16 protein-coding genes are annotated in these 18,647 nt (G+C 27.8%); 3 read left to right on the top strand and 13 right to left on the bottom strand.

Annotated features, from left to right (window positions below; all coding sequences use genetic code 11):
- The first annotated feature begins 68 nt into the window (after window positions 1–68).
- Complete coding sequence (locus ACO409_RS07695; protein WP_485556201.1) at window positions 69–1,136, top strand: hypothetical protein; 1,068 nt, start codon at window positions 69–71, stop codon at window positions 1,134–1,136.
- Window positions 1,129–1,383, top strand: coding sequence for a Txe/YoeB family addiction module toxin (locus ACO409_RS07690; protein WP_485556200.1), 255 nt, complete (start codon window positions 1,129–1,131; stop codon window positions 1,381–1,383). Before ACO409_RS07695 ends, ACO409_RS07690 begins: the two co-directional genes overlap by 8 nt.
- Before the next feature lie 134 nt (window positions 1,384–1,517).
- Here ACO409_RS07690 and ACO409_RS07685 read toward each other — a convergent pair whose 3' ends face one another.
- The 13 genes from ACO409_RS07685 to ACO409_RS07625 all read right to left on the bottom strand — a co-directional run bounded on the left by ACO409_RS07685 (window position 1,518) and on the right by ACO409_RS07625 (window position 17,197).
- Window positions 1,518–3,416, bottom strand: coding sequence for an ABC transporter ATP-binding protein (locus tag ACO409_RS07685; protein WP_485556199.1), 1,899 nt, complete (start codon window positions 3,414–3,416; stop codon window positions 1,518–1,520).
- Window positions 3,416–5,155: an ABC transporter ATP-binding protein gene (locus tag ACO409_RS07680; RefSeq protein WP_485556198.1), complete on the bottom strand. Its 1,740-nt coding sequence runs from the start codon at window positions 5,153–5,155 to the stop codon at window positions 3,416–3,418. Before ACO409_RS07680 ends, ACO409_RS07685 begins: the two co-directional genes overlap by 1 nt.
- Before the next feature lie 268 nt (window positions 5,156–5,423).
- On the bottom strand, window positions 5,424–6,161 hold the full coding sequence (locus ACO409_RS07675; RefSeq protein ID WP_485556197.1) for an esterase family protein: 738 nt from the start codon (window positions 6,159–6,161) through the stop codon (window positions 5,424–5,426).
- Window positions 6,162–6,185: 24 nt separating this feature from the next.
- The gene (locus tag ACO409_RS07670) at window positions 6,186–7,391 is read right to left on the bottom strand and encodes an ATP-grasp domain-containing protein (protein WP_485556196.1); all 1,206 of its coding nucleotides are present in this window, start codon (window positions 7,389–7,391) and stop codon (window positions 6,186–6,188) included.
- 137 nt (window positions 7,392–7,528) lie between these two features.
- The gene (locus tag ACO409_RS07665; protein ID WP_485556195.1) at window positions 7,529–8,272 is read right to left on the bottom strand and encodes an epoxyqueuosine reductase QueH; all 744 of its coding nucleotides are present in this window, start codon (window positions 8,270–8,272) and stop codon (window positions 7,529–7,531) included.
- 234 nt (window positions 8,273–8,506) lie between these two features.
- Window positions 8,507–9,712 carry a pyridoxal phosphate-dependent aminotransferase gene (locus ACO409_RS07660; RefSeq protein WP_485556194.1) on the bottom strand — a complete coding sequence of 402 codons (1,206 nt, stop codon included), beginning with the start codon at window positions 9,710–9,712 and terminating at the stop codon, window positions 8,507–8,509.
- 157 nt (window positions 9,713–9,869) lie between these two features.
- Window positions 9,870–10,886, bottom strand: coding sequence for an N-acetylmuramoyl-L-alanine amidase (locus ACO409_RS07655; RefSeq protein ID WP_485556193.1), 1,017 nt, complete (start codon window positions 10,884–10,886; stop codon window positions 9,870–9,872).
- 23 nt (window positions 10,887–10,909) lie between these two features.
- Window positions 10,910–11,551: a hypothetical protein gene (locus ACO409_RS07650; protein ID WP_485556192.1), complete on the bottom strand. Its 642-nt coding sequence runs from the start codon at window positions 11,549–11,551 to the stop codon at window positions 10,910–10,912.
- 3 nt (window positions 11,552–11,554) lie between these two features.
- The gene (locus ACO409_RS07645) at window positions 11,555–13,546 is read right to left on the bottom strand and encodes a tetratricopeptide repeat protein (RefSeq protein WP_485556191.1); all 1,992 of its coding nucleotides are present in this window, start codon (window positions 13,544–13,546) and stop codon (window positions 11,555–11,557) included.
- A 224-nt stretch (window positions 13,547–13,770) separates the two neighbouring features.
- Complete coding sequence (gene hisD, locus ACO409_RS07640) at window positions 13,771–15,051, bottom strand: histidinol dehydrogenase (protein ID WP_485556190.1); 1,281 nt, start codon at window positions 15,049–15,051, stop codon at window positions 13,771–13,773.
- Between the two features lie 72 nt (window positions 15,052–15,123).
- The gene (gene hisG / locus ACO409_RS07635; protein ID WP_485556189.1) at window positions 15,124–15,741 is read right to left on the bottom strand and encodes an ATP phosphoribosyltransferase; all 618 of its coding nucleotides are present in this window, start codon (window positions 15,739–15,741) and stop codon (window positions 15,124–15,126) included.
- Window positions 15,742–15,799: 58 nt separating this feature from the next.
- The gene (locus tag ACO409_RS07630) at window positions 15,800–16,930 is read right to left on the bottom strand and encodes an ATP phosphoribosyltransferase regulatory subunit (RefSeq protein ID WP_485556188.1); all 1,131 of its coding nucleotides are present in this window, start codon (window positions 16,928–16,930) and stop codon (window positions 15,800–15,802) included.
- 84 nt (window positions 16,931–17,014) lie between these two features.
- On the bottom strand, window positions 17,015–17,197 hold the full coding sequence (locus ACO409_RS07625; protein ID WP_485556187.1) for a hypothetical protein: 183 nt from the start codon (window positions 17,195–17,197) through the stop codon (window positions 17,015–17,017).
- Between the two features lie 543 nt (window positions 17,198–17,740).
- On the opposite strand from ACO409_RS07625, the gene ACO409_RS07620 reads away from it, so the two are divergent.
- A partial coding sequence (locus ACO409_RS07620; RefSeq protein ID WP_485556186.1) for an RNA-guided endonuclease TnpB family protein occupies window positions 17,741–18,647 on the top strand: 907 nt, incomplete at its 3' end.

Here is an 18,647-nt window from a genome sequence, read left to right as displayed (position 1 = left end):
CAATATAAAAAATTTAAAGAAAGGAGCTTGTATAATGTAACTATATTATACAAGGGAAAAAGATGAAAATGAGAATCAAAAAAATAAAAGATAATTTTTATGAAGAGTTAGGAATGAATAAATATGATTTTTTTAATAATTTAGTAAATGAAATAGGAAATTTTCCATATGTAGTTTCAAATATATACGAAGATAATTCAACAAAAACTACAATAGTTGAAGGTCAAGGTATGTATATTAATAATGGCTGGAATGAAACCGATGAAACAGCATTATATATTTCTGAGTGTAATTCTGATAGTGAAATTAGAGTTTATTATGGTTATGAAGAACTTTTTTCTTATTTTTTAATTTACTATTTTGAAAATATCGCTAATTATGCTAACTTAATAAGTTTTGTTGAACAAGAATTGCATAATTATATAGAATATATGGAAAAATTTAAAAATTTTAGAATAAATGTTGATTTAGAAAATTTATTTAAAAGAGATAAATTAAGAAATTTCTTATTAAAATATAACGAGAAAGAAAATAAATATAATTTGGAGTTTATTAATTGTTATACAAAATATATAAATTATTGGGATATTAATATAAAAAAGAAATTTTTTTCTTGTCTTCTTGGAAAAGATAGATTAAAAGAATTTATGCTTAACAAAAAGAGAGTTTTTAGAATAAATGGAATTGATTATTTTCAAATTGAAGAAAAAGAAAAATATTCTGAAATATATAGAATAGAAATAGAAAATGATATTAAAATAGAATATTATTCAAAAGATTTGGAATATGAAAGTTTTGGAAATGTTGGCTTTTTATACAAAGAGAAAAATTTTGATATTGAAAATAAAAGTTTAAAATGTAAGGAATTAAATTTTGAACGATATAGAGATAATAGGGATGAAATGAATGTAGAAAGAATTTCAAAAGAAGATTTTTTAAAAGAACTTGAAGTTATTGTTAATGTTTATGAAGATATTTATAATGATAATGAAGTTCAAAAAATGTTTGAAAAATATAATCAATTTTTGAAAGCAGTCCAAAATGCTGAATATCTTGCAAAAATAGATAGAGGATTTTCTCAGATGAAAAGTGGAAAAGGACAAGTTCATGATTTAATCGAGGTCGACGATGAATAAATTATGGACTGATGATGGCTGGTCAGATTATTTATATTGGCAATCTCAAGATAAAAAAACTTTAAAAAGGATTAACGAACTCATAAAAGATATTGAAAGAAATGGAGTATTGAATGGAATAGGTAAACCTGAAGCTTTGAAATATAGAAAAGGATTTAGTCAAAGAATTGATGAAACTAACAGGCTTGTCTATGCCATTGATGAAAATGGGGTTTTATGGATAATTTCTTGCAGAGGACATTATTAAAATTAATTTTTTACAATTAAAAAGAGTGGATAATACCACTCTTTTATTTTTTATATTATTTTTACGTATTTTAGCAAATATTTGAGCTTCATGAATATTACTCTTTTAACACAACTAAAATTAAATCATTTAATTTACTGATTTTCAAATCCCCCTGTATAAAGCTGATAATAAGTCCCTCTTTGTGCAATCAGTTCATCGTGATTTCCACGTTCGATAATTTTTCCTTGATCAAGTACCATTATCACATCAGAATTTTTGATAGTCGAAAGTCTGTGAGCAATTACGAATACTGTTCTTCCCACCATTAACTTGTCCATTCCTTCCTGCACGATTTTTTCAGTTCTTGTATCAATGCTTGAAGTTGCTTCATCTAGAATTAAGACTGGTGGATCGGCGATTGCTGCTCTTGCTATTGACAATAATTGTCGCTGTCCTTGTGAAAGGCTCGAACCGTCACCGCTTAAATAAGTGTTGTAGCCTTGTGGCAAGTGTTTTATAAAATGATCGGCATTGGCAAGTTTTGCGGCTGCACGTACTTCTTCATCTGTTGCATCAAGTTTTCCGTATCTGATGTTGTCGGCAACTGTTCCAGAAAATAAGTGTGTGTCCTGCAATACAATTCCAAGCGATTCTCTTAAATCATGTTTTTTTATTTTTTCAATGTTAATGCCATCATATCGGATTTTTCCAGAATTAATATCATAAAATCTGTTAATCAAGTTTGTAATTGTAGTTTTTCCAGCTCCTGTTGCACCAACAAAGGCAATTTTTTCTCCTGGCTTAGCATAAAGATTGATATTGTGAAGTATTGTCTTTTCATCGTTGTAGCCAAATGTAACATCTTCAAAAACAACATCTCCCATCAGTCTTTCATAAGAAATTGTTCCGTCAGAATGCGGATATTTCCAGGCCCATGCACCTGTGTGCTTTTCTGTTTCTGTAATTTTTCCATTTTCATCAATATTTGCATTTACAAGAGTTACATAGCCGTTATCTTGCTCAGGTGTCTGATCTAGCAGGTTAAATACCCTTTGAGCTCCAGCCGATGCCAGTATTACTGATGTTAATTGCTGTGCAATTTGTGAAACAGGCTGATTTATTACTTTTATGAACTGCAAGAATGATACAAGTCCACCGATTGTAAATCCTGCAATGTTATTAAACACTATTATTGAACCAAGAACCGCTGTAAGTACAAAGTTTATATTTCCAAGGTTTCCGACAGCAGGGCCTAGAATATTTGCAAATTTCATTGCATTGTTTGCCCTGTTAAATAATGCCGTATTCAGCTTGTTAAAACGTTCATCAGCTTTTTTCTCATACGAAAATACTTTTACAACTTTCAGGCCTTCTATCATTTCCTCTACATATCCATTTACAATACCGATATTTCTTTGCTGTGCAGTATAGTTCTTTGAACTTTTTGCAGAAATAGTCTTTGTTGTGACAATCATAATTATAATCATTACTACTACAAAGAATGTCAATGGAACATTTAGGATGAACATTGAAATAAGTACGCTTATAATTGTAATGATTGAAGAAATTACTTGCGATAAACTTTCTACCATCATATTTCTCAATGCATCAATGTCACTTGAATAGACGCTCATTATATCTCCATGTGCATTCGTGTCAAAATATTTTATAGGAAGCGATTCCATGTGTATAAATACATCATCTCTTAATTTTTTTAATGTTCCTTGTGCAATGTAAATCATAAAAACTTCATAAATATATGTACATGCAACTGCTCCGGCATAAACAGTTATCATCTTAAAAATTATTGAAATTAGGCTTTTTAAAAACTCTGGATTATTTTTTCCAATGTTTGGAATAATAACTCCATCTATTAATTCCTTTGAATACATCGTTCCGACAACCATTCCGAATGAGCTAAGGCAAATAAATGCAATGACAAATAATGTACGAATCTTGTAATGCTTAAACATATACCCCAGTAGTCTTATTAACCCTTTTATCTGATTTTTAGATTCAGATTTTTGGGATTTTTTGTTATCTTTAGTCATTATTTATCACTCCCTTCTGTCTGAGATTCGTAAACTTCACGATATACGTTGCTCATTTTAATTAGTTCATCGTGTGTTCCTGCAGCTGTAATAACTCCATCCTCCAAAACTAATATTTTATCAGAATCCTTTATTGATGAAATTCTTTGACCAATAATAATTTTTGTAATATGTGGCAATTCATTTTTAAAGGCTTCTCTTATTAGTTTATCTGTTTTTGTGTCAACTGCACTGGTTGAATCATCTAAAATTAATATTTTTGGAGATTTTAGCAAAGCTCTTGCAATACATAGCCTTTGTCTTTGCCCTCCAGACACATTTGCTCCGCCACGTTCAATACGAGTATCGTACTTTTTAGGAAATTTTTGGATAAATTCATCAGCCTGTGCCAATTTACAGGCATGTTCCATTTCCTCATCAGTCGCATTCTCATTTCCCCAACGTAAATTGTCCTTTATAGTTCCTGAAAACAATACATTTTTTTGAAGAACCATTGCTACATTATCTCTAAGCGTTTTTATATCATAATCCTTTACATTTACTCCTCCAACTAGAACTTCTCCATTAAGAACATCATATAATCTTGGGATTAACTGAACAAGAGCTGACTTTGCACTTCCTGTTCCCCCAATAATTCCAATAGTTTCTCCAGATTTTATTTCCAAATTGACTTTTGTCAGATTCAATACATCAGGATTGTTGCTGTAGCTAAAGTTTACGTTTTTAAACACAATTGAGCCATCTTTTACATCTGTTATTCCATTTTCAGGATTTTTAATGCTTGGCTCCTCATCTAAAACCATCACAATTCTATCTCCAGATGCTCTTGAAAATACAATATTTACAAGCATCATTGCAAGCATAAGAAGACTCATAAGAATATTTGTTGTATAGGCAAATAGGCTTGTTAATTCTCCAGTTGTCAATTCATGCACAACAATCATTTTTGCTCCAAACCAAGAAAGTAGTAAAATGCATGAAAATACAGTCAACTGCATTACTGGAGATACAAAAATTATAATATTTTCACCTTTTAATAGCATGTTTTTTAAATTTTCTGTTGCCTTTTTAAATTTCCCAGTTTCATATTTTTCACGAATATATGCCTTTACAACACGAATTCCATTAATATTTTCTTGCAAGCTAGAATTAATATCATCATATTTTCTAATTGCTGCAGTAAATATTGGATGAACCTTAAAAATGATAAAAGCTAGAAAAGTTCCTAAAAATAAAACTGCAACAATAAATATCATTGATAACCCTGGATTTATCATAAAGGACATAAATATAGCAACACACATCATAAGTGGAGCTCTTACAAATCCTCTTATCAATAATTGAAACGAATTTTGAATATTATTGACATCTGTTGTAAATCTTGTAATAAGTCCAGCTGTAGAAAATTTATCAATATTTGTAAAAGAAAATGACTGTATTTTGGAAAATAGATCTTTTCTTAGATTTTTAGCAAATCCAGCTGAAGCATAAGAAGCATATTTACTGGCTTGTATTCCAGATAATAGTGACAACATCGCCACTCCCAATGTTATAAGTCCCATAACTATAATAAATTTCATATCACCTTTTCCATTATTTCCATTAAGTCCATCATCTATAATCATTGCCATAAACGTTGGAATAAGCATTTCAAAAATAACTTCTATTCCAATGAATATTGGAGAAATTAATGCACTTTTCCTATATTCCCTAAGATGAGAAAATAATTTTCTTAACATATATATAAAAAAATACCTTTCTTTTTATTTTTTATTAAATTCAGACTCTTTTATGCTTATACTATTAAGTATAGTTTTTTAATTTTGAATACTTTCAAATATAAATTATGTGTAAAATTTTTATAAATTATAAATAAAAATAGCATAAGTCATAGATTGTATTATATAAAAAGCACGAAACTTATTGAAAAAAATAAAAATTTATTTTCATTGATAAATTTCAGTGCTTTTATTTATTATTATTTTATTTTAAAATATTATTTTGCATTTAAATATCCAAATGTTCCATAAAATATCTTATTTGTAATCTCCACCAATCCCAGTCATGAGCTACATCGTAACCCCAAAAATCTACCCATGCTGGAACTTGTTTTTCATAAAGAATGTGAGCTAATTCCCTATTACTTGGAAGCAATTCACCTTCCCATGCACCTTGTCCGATACATACAATAATATTTTTTTGTCTATATATATCTAAATAATAATGATCCCAAGGCATATCTCTTAAAAAGTCGACAACAGAATTATTGTAAACTAAATCATCTTTATAATCTCCAAAGAACATTGATGCATCAAACATTCCACTTAATGAAATCAATGTATCAAATAAGTCGGGTCTACGGAAAAATAAAATTCCTGCATGTGCTCCACCCATACTGCATCCCGTAACAATAATATCACTTCTCCAAGAAATATCTTGCATTCTAGGTACAAATTCATTTGCAATATAATTAAACCATTTTTCCTGCATTTCTATTCTATATCTTGGATCACCATTTATATCTGACCAGCTTTCTCTATCAACACTTCCCACACAAAATAACTGCAATCTTCCTTGTTCAATATAATCTGATAGAACATCTACCATCCCAAATTCTTCATATTGATTGCAATCTCCATCTTGTGAAGGAAATACTAAAACTGGTTTTCCAGCATGTCCATATCTTTTAAATTCCATTTCTCTTCCAAGAATATGGCTATACTCTTTTCTATATTCTATTTGCATTTTTTCTCCTTAATAATTTGTTTTTTATCCTTCAACTTTTTTATGTACAAAGTTTATAAATTCTTCCATTTCTTCCATTTTAGGAAATTTTGCTGTATACATATAATTTCCCATTGCTTCTGAAAAAATATCTGGCATTCTTTCATCCATTACAATTGCATTTCCATATTTTTGCTTAATTTCATCATGTGAATGAACATAATTGTTATTATCACGACGGCTTGCATAAACACAGTAATTTTTTTCAATATTTTCATTTAATTTTGCTTTTTCAATCTTATCAAAAGTTACCATATCAGCCCAAATTTGATAAACATCTGTATTATTAGCGTAATTATACATATCAGGAGTATATCCTCCTGCTGGACGCATATTTGCTTCAAGTCCTACATAATCACCTTTTTTACCTAATCCGTCTTTATTTTCATTTAATTTAAAAAATTCTAGATGAACAAATCTGCTTTTTATACCAAACCCTTTTATAGCTCGTCTTCCTGCATCTAATAATTTTTCAGGCATTTCTTTTTCAACATAATAAAAAACATCAAGTCTATCATTTACAACATCCATAATCGCAGGTTCAAATATACCACTTTCAAAAACAGGATCCCCCTTAGAATCAATAATTGCATCATAAGATACAAGATCACCATTAACAAATTCTTCCATAATGTATTTTACATTTTTATTACGGTTCTCAAAAAATTTCTTTAATTCTTCTTCATTTTTAATTCTATGAGTATCACTTGCTCCAACTCCATTATCTGGCTTAGTCACAACTGGATATCCAACTTTTTCAATAAATTTTTTTGCTTTTGCAAGTGTTGTTACTAATGAAAAGTCTGCAGATGGTATTTCTGCTTTTTTATATGCTTTTTTCATTTTTGATTTTTCTTTAATATTAGCAATTTTATCTGCTTTTATCCCTGTTGTAATGTTAAAGTCCGAACGAAGTTTTGCATCTTGTGCAAGCCAATATTCGTTATTTGACTCAAGCCAGTCTATTTTTCCATATTTATGAGTAAAAAAAGCTACTGCTTTTAATACTTCGTCATAATTTTCAAGACTAGAAACTTTATAGTATTCAGTCAAACTGTCCTTTAATTTTTGATTTAATTGATCGTACTCTATATCTGCAATTCCTAATACATTTACTCCATTTTTCTTTAATCTATCACAAAATTCGCAGTTAGTTTTTGGAAATTGTGGTGAAATATAAACAAAATTCATTTTTTTATTCATCTCCTTATTTATTTATCAAATAATTAATTGTTTTTATTATAACATAAAAAGTATATTTTTTACAAGTCGATTGTAATAGAAATTTTTTTAATTACATTTCTTTTCTATTTTAACAACTAATATTCTTATTTATACTCATTCAAGTCAATCCCCTGATCCAATGCCGCAAAAATACATCCACAATAACATTGACGATAAACATCGTATTCTGCACACATATCTACAGAACGCTTGTAACCATTATTTTTCTTAAAATCTGACGGCAAATAATTTACATCAAAAATTTCTTGAATTTCTAATCCTAAAGTGTTTATTAATTGGCTATTTTTGTGAGGACTCAATGTTAATGCACTTCCAAAATAATCAAATCCTAACTCTTGGGCCTTTTTGGCAACAATATCAAGTCTCATTTGAAAACAGGCAGTACATCTTTTTCCGCCTTCCTTTTCCTCTTCCAATCCTTTCACCGCCCGATAAAAATCAGCTGGCTTGTACTCATCCTCGATAAATCCTACATTATTTCCAGTTCTTTCATTAAATTTATTTATAAATTCCTCTTGCACTAAAGCTCTTTTCTCATACTCAGCTCTAGGATGAATATTGTTGTTAGCAAACAGCACAGTTACATCGGCATATTGTGTAAGAAATTCCAAAGTATAGGTGCTGCATGGAGCACAGCAGCTATGAATCATTATTTTTGGACGAATATTTTTACTTTTCCAATCTGAAATTAATTTTGTTAAAATTGTATGATAATTAATTTTTTGATTAGGATTCATTTTTTCCAAAATTTCTTTTGCATTTTTTATGTCTTTTTCAATATAGCTTTCTGTATTTTCTATTTGTTCAATATTTTCATTGTTGTTCATTAAATTAATTTCTCTCCCAAATTTTTTTATTTAAAAAATATAATATGATTTATTTTTCACAAAGAAGCTTCTTAAACTTTTGCTTTATGATATTTTTAATTTGTTTATAAACAAGGCTAATTATAATTTTATCTTTTATTTTAATATTATAAAATTAGACTTGCTTTCATAATCACAAAAAAATTCCAAAATTTTGAATTATTAAACAAGTCTACTAATAAAATTTTATAAAAACTATTTTTTATTATACTCTTCCAACGCTTTTTTAAGTACTTTCATTCCATTTTCAATTTCAATCAAGTTATGAGTACAAAATGAAAATCTAGCTTCTTTCATTCCTTTTCCAGGTGTGGTATAGAATCCAGGACCTGGAGCAAATGATAATGTCTGATTTTCATACCTAAATTCAGTCAATAACCAAATTGCAAATTTTTCAATGTCATCTACAGGCAGCTCTGCAATCAGATACAATGCACTACTTGGTTTATATGTGACAACACCAGGTATTTTAGTAATATTATTATAAATCATATCTCTTCTTACCTTATATTCTAATTTTGTGTTGTCAATATACGTATCCAAAGTATTTATTAAATTTGTACTTGCATATTGCTCAATTGTTGAAACTGACAATCTTGCTTGACAAAACTTTAATGCTTGTGCCATAAAATCTTTATTTTTAGAAGCGATAACACCTATTCTTGCTCCAGTCGCACTATAATGCTTAGAAATACTGTCTACTAGAATTACTCTGTCTTCAATTTCTGGAATTGACATAAATGACTGATAGCTCTTTGCAATTTCATCATCATAAATAAATTGTCTGTAAACTTCATCTGTAACAATATACAAATCATATTTTATTGCAATTTCTTTTATTAATTCCATTTCTTCTGGTCTAAAAACAATCCCTGTTGGATTACTTGGATTAGAGAACATTATTGCTTTTGTCTTTGGATTAATTAATTTTTCAATTTCTTCTCTCGCTGGTAAATGATAATGATTTTCAATTGAAGTTTCAATTGGAACCAGCTTTGCATCAGCAATTCTTAAAAAACTGTCATAGTTTGTATAATATGGTTCAGGAACCAAAACTTCATCTCCAGAATTACAAAGAGTTTGAAGCGTAATTTGAATAGCCTCGCTTCCACCTTGAGTAATTAAAATTTCTTCTGGTAAAAGATCAATTTCAACTTTTTTATATGATTTAGAAAATGATTCTCTAAGCTCTATTATTCCAGCTGAATTTGTGTATTTTACAATTTTTTCCTTATAGTTATTCAAGCCTTCAAAAAATGTATCAGGTGTTTCCACGTCAGGCTGTCCAATATGCAGCTGATATACCTTTACTCCGTTCTTTTTAGCTTCATCAATATATGGAACTAATTTTCTAATTGGTGAATAGTGCATATTTAAAACTCTATCTGAAAACTTTTTCATTTTATAATTTTTCCTTTCTTTGTTATTAATGGTTGATAGTTCCTCTAATTTCTTTATTTTCTTAACTGTCTGATGTTTTTTTATTTTTATAATTTGATAATCAATTCTAGAACTATTTGTTATTAGCCTATAAATTGACAGTTTTCAAACAAGTTTATTATTTATTATTGTATTTTTCATTTAATGCTTTTAAAATAGCAAATGTTTCAACATCCATTTCTCCATTGTAATTTGATGGTCTAAAATGATGCTGGAATACTTTTATTACATTTTTGGTTTGTTTATCCCATGAACCTGTTATACTTATACCGTATCCAAATTTATTTAATTCTCTTTGAATTTCAGAAACAGGTGTCATACTTAACTTAGTTTCATATTCTCTTTGGTAATTGTTTTTTGTGTCATCATCATACCACATTCCAATATTATATTGTGTGTACAATTGTTTCCAAGGGAATAATGGACCTGGATCAGATTTTCTTTGTGGTGCAATATCTGAATGTCCCAAAATATTGGTTGCAGGAATTCCATACTTGTCAGCTAAATATCTAACCAAAACAGCAACTTCTCTTATTTGAAAATCTTTGTATGGAACAAACGTACCAGTTACATCACCACCATTTACAATTTCAATCCCAACTGAAGTATCATTTAGATTATTTCTTCCTTTCCAGTCACTAACTCCAGCATGCCAAGCTCTTTTATTTTCATCAACTAAAGAATAAACAGGCTCTGATTTATCATCTGAAACTAGATAGTGTGCACTTACTTCATTTTGAGTCAAAGTCTTTAAAGATGAGTCTCTGTTCCCAGCTGTATAATGCAGAATTATAAATTTTTGTCTATAATCTTGACCTTGTGAATTATATGAGCTATCTACTGTTATTGTCCCTGCTGAATTTGATATTGTTGCAGTTCCTCCTCTTTGGTTAGTTGTATTTATACGGATATTTTCAATAGTTTGTCCATTAGTTTGTCCGTTATTACTATTTTTGTTGTTTTTATTTTTTTTGTTTGAAATAGATTGATCTCTCATTATTTGTCCACTATCATCAATACGTATTTCTACTGGTTTTTTAACATCTTTTGAAACATCTTGATTGTGTGCATTTAATATATTTCCAATAGATAGTATTGATGCTAGAAATAATAAATTTGCTATATTTTTTTTCATTTATTTATCTTCCTCCTAATTTTTTATTTATTACTAATTTTCTTTCTGTTGCTTATTTCATATTTTGGATTACCTGTATTTTCATTTTTTAAATAATAGATAATTGCCAGAATTGCTATAATAATTCTCATAATAGCAGTAATATTTGTATCAAAATCTAGCCATATCATTATAGAAATTATAAAATTTATTGCAGAAATTGCTATCAATAGATTATTTCTTCTGCTTATTGCAATAAAAATAAACATTATTGATGAAAAAATAAACAGTATTCTTGTGCCTCCAATAAACATGGTATACGAACTTACAGTTGATGCTATATCATTTATATAGGGTGAACTTGCCAAAAGTACACGGGAAATATTTACACAAATTAAACTTGCTACGAATATGAAAAAGCAAATTGCTAAATCCCTTTCGTCTTTTTTAGTTTCTTTTTGTCTTTCTTCCCTTGTTATATCGCCTTTCTTTATATCTTTATTCTCAAATTGAAATACTGAAAGAAATAAAATAATCCAGAAAAACATTTCTACAATACCAAGAAACGTTGTTGTATGAAATAGCCTGTCATTTGTATATTCATGAAAAATTGAATTATAGAAATCAAAATTTGTGAATATATAAAAAACAGATATTACCGTTGCCACTATTTTTTTTAAAGTCATAATTTATTCCCCCGAAAACTTATTTATCCAGCTCAAATAATTTGAATCTGTAATATTTAAGGCTTCTATATTTGCCTGAAAATTAACATCGTCGTCATATATTTTGAATATGATTGGTGCGAGTATTTTTAGTGTCTGTGTTTCAAATATTCCGTGAATATTCATACTGTAAATAAGAGGTTTTTGAAACTTTAAAAGCTGGCTGTTTGTCTTCTTTATTTCACATAGAAGAGCCAAAAGATTTATTTTCTTCAAATCGTTGTTTCTATCTTCAAGAACGACATCAATCTGATCTGAAAGAAGTTTTTTATATCTCCACGATTGATGTTCCTTGTGATTTTTACTTTGTATTAAAAATTTTAACTTTGGAGAAAATAAAGCTAGATTGTTTAAATTTCTTTCATATTTTATAGAAAAATCTCTCTCAAAAAAAGTGCTTACAGCTTTTAACAAGTCATTTTGAACACTATAAATATTATTTTCATCATAAATTTTGTTAACTAAAATTGACTTTTGCTCATTAAACGTATCATAAAGATAAATTTCAATTTCATATTTTTCTACATTTGGCATTTTTAAAATATTTCCTGCAAGAACAAAATTCAAATTGTTGTTTTGCTGTCTTATCAGTTTCATATAATCTATACTATATCGTTTTTTAGATATAAATAAATTTTCTTTGTTATAAGCTATTGCCAGCTGATAGTTCAAATTTGTCTTATAATGTAAATTTTCATTTAAGTACAAAGGCAATGAAATTGCTAAATTTTCAGCTAGCTCTGATTTTTCTCCTATTGAAGTAAATGTCAATATAAGAACATTTGGTTTTACACGTCTAACTTGGTTTAGCATAAATTCAGGATGATTGAATTCATAGTACCAAATTGGCTTGTTTGTTGAAAAAAAATGATTTAAGGTATTTTCATTGTTGTTTATGCTTTCAGAATTCACTTTCATTTTCCAAAAATAATCCTCATAGTACATAAACTTCTTGTAATGTTCAATCCATGGAAATTTAGATGTAAATTTACACAATTCCAGACCTTCTTTATATAAGTTTCTTACTTTATAGTATTTTAAAACATTCAAGGCAGTATATGCATTATGCTTTTCTGGATTGTAGTATGCAAGTACGTATTGCTTAAATTCATCATAAAGCTCGTTAAGAATATAAATACTTGACGTAATATACATTACTTCTGAATTATATCCAGATTCTTTCAAGGCATTTATTAAAAAATAATTTCCGCTTTCTTTGTCTCCTTTTTTAAAGAAAACCATAGCTCTCATCATTTTAGCACGCCAATTTCCATTTATTTCGGATAATTTTTCAAGTTTGCTTTCATATTCTTTAACATTTCTTCGTTTAACAATATCAAAGTACTTTTTAAATGCTGTTGCAGAATTTGGATTAATTTCAAGTGCATCATAATATTTTCTTTCAGCTTCAGGGGCCTTTCCACAAGATTCCAAAACTTCTGCATACGCTATACATAAACTTTCTGTTATATTATCAATATTCAAGTTTTTTTCATACAGTTCAAGAGCATTCTGATAAGCACCTGTCTTTGCATGATAAGTTCCAAGTAAAATCAATTTTCTCTCAAAATTTTCATCTGATGCATAAAATCTTAGTACAGCTTCTTTTACTTCCGTATAAATTCCTTTAGAAAAAGCATCTTGAATTATTGGATACAATCCATCCATATTATTCCAATTTTTTCTTATAGATGGATACAACTTTTTGTCAAGCCAGTCTTTTTTAGGCATCTTAAATTCTTTTCCAAAATCATCGTAATAGGAAATTTCTGTAAAATCATCTGAATAATTACCACTTTCCATTATTTCTGATTCATTGTTTGTAATATCATAAATCTGTTTTTTAATCTTAGTATTTTTTTCATTGACATTACTGCCGTTGCTAACTGTTTCTTTAGCTTTTTCCTTTTCCTTATCTTTCTTTTCGGAAGATTTAAAAAAATCAAAAATCCCCATATATCCTCCTATCTAAAATATTATTCTCATATATAAATAGTATATCACAATTTGTCTAAATAATACATCATTATTTTTTCAGATCATTTAAAAATTGTTTATTTATAAGCCTTGATTTTACTAAAAATAAATACTATTCAGAACTGCGACTAAAACTGCCTATTTTTTAACTATATTAATTTTATCACATAAAAGATAAAAACACAACGGAGTAAATAAGATTATTATTTTTCAAATCTTTTAGAAACTGAACGAGCATGTGCTGTAAGCCCTTCATTTTCAGCAAATTTAATTACTTTATCCTTAACTTCTTCAAGACCTTGTTTTGAATAATAAATAAATGAAGATTTTTTAATAAAATCATCTACTGATAAAGGTGATGAAAATTTAGCTGTTCCACTTGTTGGTAATGTGTGATTTGGGCCTGCTAGATAATCTCCAAGTGGTTCAGGGGTATTATGACCCATAAATATTGAACCTGCATTTTTTATTCTTGGCAATAATTCAAAAGGATTATCTACTGCTAATTCCAAATGTTCTGGTGCCACAAAATTACTTACAAAAACAGCTTCATCCATATTTTCTACAACAATAATTCTCCCTTGAGTTTCAATAGAAGTTCTGGCAATTTCTTCCCTTGGCAGTTCTTTTAATTGCTTTTCTACTTCTACTGCCACTTCATCTGCTAATTTTTGCGATGTTGTAACTAATATACAAGCTGCCAATTTATCATGTTCTGCTTGCGATAACAAATCTGCCGCTGTATGAACTGAATCTGCACTTTCATCAGCAATAATTAATACTTCACTTGGACCTGCTATCATATCAATTGAAACTTCTCCATAAACCATTTTTTTTGCCATTGCAACATAAATATTTCCAGGACCTCCAATTTTATAAACTTTTGGAATAGTTTCTGTACCGTAACTAAGAGCAGCAATTGATTGAGCTCCACCTACTTTAAAGATTCTGTCAACTCCAGAAATTTTAGCAGCAACCAAAAGAGACGGCAAAATTGTTCCATCTTTTGTTGGAGGTGTTACCATTACGATTTCTTTACATCCAGCAATTTTTGCTGGAACTGCATTCATCAAGACAGTCGATGGATAAGCAGCTGTTCCCCCTGGAACATAAAGTCCAACTTTTTCAATCGGATTAACTACTTGCCCCAAAACTACTCCGTTTTTCTGTCTTATTAAAAAGTCATTTCTAACTTGTTTTTCGTGAAATTTTTTAATATTGTCATGAGAATATTGAATAACTTCTAGTAATTCCTTATCAATTGTATCAAAAGCTCTTTGAATTTCTTCTTCTGTAACTTCCAGATTTTCCAGTTTTACTCCATCAAATTTTTCAGTATACTCTATCAAAGCCTTATCCCCTCTTGCCTTAACATCTTTTAAGATATTTTCTACAGTTTCATTTACATCATCATAAGAAAACTGGCTTCTAGCAAGTTCCTTTTCCAAATCAACGTCTTTTGAATATTTTATAGTCTTAATCATAACATATCACTCCATTTCATTTTTTATTTTAAAATTATAATTTTTTTTTAATAAAAAAAATACTAATTATTTTTATAAAATGTTCTTTATCTTTTTGACAATTTCTTCTATTTCTTCATTTTTAAATCTATAGCTCGACTTATTAGCAATAAACCTAGCACTTATATCTTCAATAGTTTTCAATACTTTTAAATTATTTTCTTTCAAAGTTGTTCCAGTTTCAACAATATCCATAATCACATCAGAAAGCCCCAAAATTGGTGCTATTTCAATGGAACCATTTAACTTTATAAGTTCTACATCTCGATTAATTGAATCAAAATATTTTTTTGATACATTAAGATATTTTGTTGCCACCACTAGCGGTCTATCAAAATTTTCCTTAAAACTTAAAGGTCCTGCAATTGCAAATTTACATTTTCCAAATCCCAAGTCCATAAGTTCATAAACATCAGGATTTTCCTCAAGAAGTACATCTCTTCCAACAACTCCAATATCCGCACTTCCCTTTTCCACATAAACCCCAACATCCGATGGCTTTACCAAAAGAAATCTAACATTTTTTTCATTATTTTCAAAAATCAATTTTCTATTATCTTCCTTTATTTCTGAACTTTCATAACCTATTTTCTCAAATAAATCATATACTTTATTTCCTAATCTTCCTTTAGGAAGAGCAATATTTATCATAAAAGCCCCTTTCGTTTTACTTTGTTTTTTATATTTATTAATTTTTTGAGTAATTTTCTTATTCTTTAATTAAATTCCCATTTTCAAACAAGTATTTCTCATCATAATTAAAAATATCACTATCATTTTCCTTAAAATTTTCAATATTTTCAGTTCTAACACGAAGTCCTTTTGCCTGAAAATCATTTACAATTTTTACTAATTTCTCAAAATCACTATTGTCATAAGTAATTAGCACTTCAAAGTCATTCTTATCTTCATTTTTATAATATCCTTTTAAGCTATCAGTTAAAATTGCAAATCCAACTGCCCCTGTATCAACTCCAAACTTTTCAAACAACTTGTCATATCTTCCACCTGTCAAAATTACATTTGGAAATCCTTCGATGTATCCTTGTAAAATAATTCCATTATAATAATTTAGATTTTTTATGACAGAAAAATCAAATATAATTTTCGACTTTTTATAAAATTTAAGAAGTAAATTATTTAATTGTTTAAGCTCAATAAGTATTTTTTTTATATCATTATTTATATCATATTTTAAAAGTTCTTTTTCAATTTCATCCAAATCCCCTGATAATTCAGGAATTTTATAAATTAATTTTTTCACATTTTTTGGAACGAACTTATTATTTTCTAATATCTTTTTTATATCATGACTATTTTTTTTGTTTATACAATCAAAAATTTCTTCTTTTACTTCATATTCTAAATTAAGATTTTTAAAAACTGAAGAAATAAATTTAGTATGTGATAAAATAATCAAACTTTGTTCATTTATAATATTCAGACTTTTTAATGCAAGATCTACAATTTCAAAATCTAAAAATGTTGACTCTTTCCCAATCAGCTCAATTCCAAGCTGTTCATCTTCCTCATATCCTACATATTTTGCCAAATTGTAAGTATTTTCCTGATAATAGATTTTACTATATTTCAAAGACTGATCTTTAGAAATCTTTTTAGCAACTGACAATGTAATATCAGGTCTCAAAGCCAGCAATTTCCCGTTCGGACTCATCACAGTTAAAACATTTCTATCAATAAAATCCTTATTTTCATTATACAAATCATATTCTTCAAAGCTCGGAAGTGAAATCCTTTTATACCCATACGAATCATACATTTTACGTATATTTAACAATACCAAGTCTTTCTTACTCATATTTTTTATATAATTTTTCATAACTTATACCTCGCTTTCCACACCTATTTTATTTTATCATACCATATAACTAAAGAAAAAGAAAGTTTTTAGTTTTTCCCTTCCCTATCTATCATTGAACTTTTGATAAATAAATAATATTATAGTAATTGGAATTATCCATATCGCCACTGATAAAAATATTTTAAGTGCCAATTTTAATAATGCAACTATTGCCACAATTCCAATTGCTATTCCCAGACATTTTATTAATATTTCAAAATTACTTTTTGGTGTTACATCTCTCATTTTTTTACCTACTTTCTTTTTAAATTAAATATAAATTTTGACAATTATATTTATATACAAGATAATTCCTTTATATATTATCATATTTTTTACAATAATGCATATATTTTTGTTAATTAAACCTAATATTACTTTCAAAAAATTAAAATAATTATTTGAATAATTTTGAATAATATAGATGAAATATAAATAAAAAAACATTGGTATAATAAATATAATATTAATACTGTTCTTCCTTATCAATATCAATCATATTATTTATAAACTTTAGTAAAAAAATAAAATAAAATAAAAACAAAAAACGTCCGATAATATATAATATTTTTTTAAAAATAAAAATAAAAAGTTTATACCTTATTATAATTATAAAAAATTTTAACAAAAAGATAGCAAGAAGTCGTAGGCTTTCTATAAGTGGGAGATGAATTGCTTTTTTTGTAAAAAAAATTGAAAAAAGGATACATCCATGATAAAATTTTTGTATAAAATATTGAAGAGAAGTCATTAAAAATAATATTCAAAATCAAAAGGAGGTGTAATTTCATGAAATATAATTTAGCATTCAAATATAGAATTTATCCAAATAAAGAGCAAGAATTATTGATAAATAAGACTTTTGGATGTGTTCGTTTTGTTTACAATACAATTTTGTATACTGCGAATAAAATTTATGAAGAAACTGGAAAAAATAAAATAATTACACCTGCCAGTTTGAAAAGTGAAAATCAATTTTTAAAAGAAGTGGACAGCTTGGCACTTTCAAATGCTCAATTGAATGTAAAACGATCATTTACGAATTTCTTTCAAAAAAGAGCAAAGTTTCCAAGATTCAAATCTAAAAAGAATAATGTTAAAAGTTACACGACAAATTGTGTGAACAATTCGATACGAGTTGAAGAAAACAAATATTTGGTTTTGCCAAAATTGAAAAGAATAAAATTAAAATATCATAGAGAAATACCGAAGGATTACAAGATAAAGTCAGTAACATTGACAAACAGTAATGGAAATTACTATGTTTCTGTTTTGACAGAATTTGAAAAAGAAATTCAAAAAGTACCAAGTAATGATAAAGTAATTGGACTTGATTTTTCAATGTCTGAATTATTTGTCAGCTCTGAAAACCAAAGAGCTGATTATCCAAAATATTTTAGGATGTTGGAAGAAGAATTGAAAAAATTACAGAAATCATTATCGAGAAAAGTGAAATTTTCTAAAAATTGGTATAAGCAAAAAGCGAAAATATCAAAATTGCATGAGTATATCAAAAATTGCCGAAGAGATTTTTTGCATAAATTATCGAAAAAATTGTCTGAAGAATATAATGCTGTGGTTGTTGAGGATTTGAATATGAAAGGGATGAGCCAAGTATTAAATTTTGGTAAAAGTGTAGGGGATAATGGATGGGGAATGTTTTTGAGGATGCTTGAGTATAAACTGATGTTTTTAG

The organism is Leptotrichia sp. (assembly GCF_057270615.1).
The sequence above is the reverse complement of the archived record's forward strand: the minus strand, read 5'-3'. Positions and strand labels throughout refer to the sequence as shown.

What these genes read in the sequence shown, in the direction of transcription:
- ACO409_RS07695 (WP_485556201.1), top strand. Translation starts at nt 69, where the DNA reads ATGAGAATCAAAAAAATAAAAGATAATTTTTATGAAGAGTTAGGAATG.
- ACO409_RS07690 (WP_485556200.1), top strand. Translation starts at nt 1,129, where the DNA reads ATGAATAAATTATGGACTGATGATGGCTGGTCAGATTATTTATATTGG.
- ACO409_RS07685 (WP_485556199.1), bottom strand. Translation starts at nt 3,416, where the DNA reads ATGACTAAAGATAACAAAAAATCCCAAAAATCTGAATCTAAAAATCAG.
- ACO409_RS07680 (WP_485556198.1), bottom strand. Translation starts at nt 5,155, where the DNA reads ATGTTAAGAAAATTATTTTCTCATCTTAGGGAATATAGGAAAAGTGCA.
- ACO409_RS07675 (WP_485556197.1), bottom strand. Translation starts at nt 6,161, where the DNA reads ATGCAAATAGAATATAGAAAAGAGTATAGCCATATTCTTGGAAGAGAA.
- ACO409_RS07670 (WP_485556196.1), bottom strand. Translation starts at nt 7,391, where the DNA reads ATGAATTTTGTTTATATTTCACCACAATTTCCAAAAACTAACTGCGAA.
- ACO409_RS07665 (WP_485556195.1), bottom strand. Translation starts at nt 8,272, where the DNA reads ATGAACAACAATGAAAATATTGAACAAATAGAAAATACAGAAAGCTAT.
- ACO409_RS07660 (WP_485556194.1), bottom strand. Translation starts at nt 9,712, where the DNA reads ATGAAAAAGTTTTCAGATAGAGTTTTAAATATGCACTATTCACCAATT.
- ACO409_RS07655 (WP_485556193.1), bottom strand. Translation starts at nt 10,886, where the DNA reads ATGAAAAAAAATATAGCAAATTTATTATTTCTAGCATCAATACTATCT.
- ACO409_RS07650 (WP_485556192.1), bottom strand. Translation starts at nt 11,551, where the DNA reads ATGACTTTAAAAAAAATAGTGGCAACGGTAATATCTGTTTTTTATATA.
- ACO409_RS07645 (WP_485556191.1), bottom strand. Translation starts at nt 13,546, where the DNA reads ATGGGGATTTTTGATTTTTTTAAATCTTCCGAAAAGAAAGATAAGGAA.
- hisD (WP_485556190.1), bottom strand. Translation starts at nt 15,051, where the DNA reads ATGATTAAGACTATAAAATATTCAAAAGACGTTGATTTGGAAAAGGAA.
- hisG (WP_485556189.1), bottom strand. Translation starts at nt 15,741, where the DNA reads ATGATAAATATTGCTCTTCCTAAAGGAAGATTAGGAAATAAAGTATAT.
- ACO409_RS07630 (WP_485556188.1), bottom strand. Translation starts at nt 16,930, where the DNA reads ATGAAAAATTATATAAAAAATATGAGTAAGAAAGACTTGGTATTGTTA.
- ACO409_RS07625 (WP_485556187.1), bottom strand. Translation starts at nt 17,197, where the DNA reads ATGAGAGATGTAACACCAAAAAGTAATTTTGAAATATTAATAAAATGT.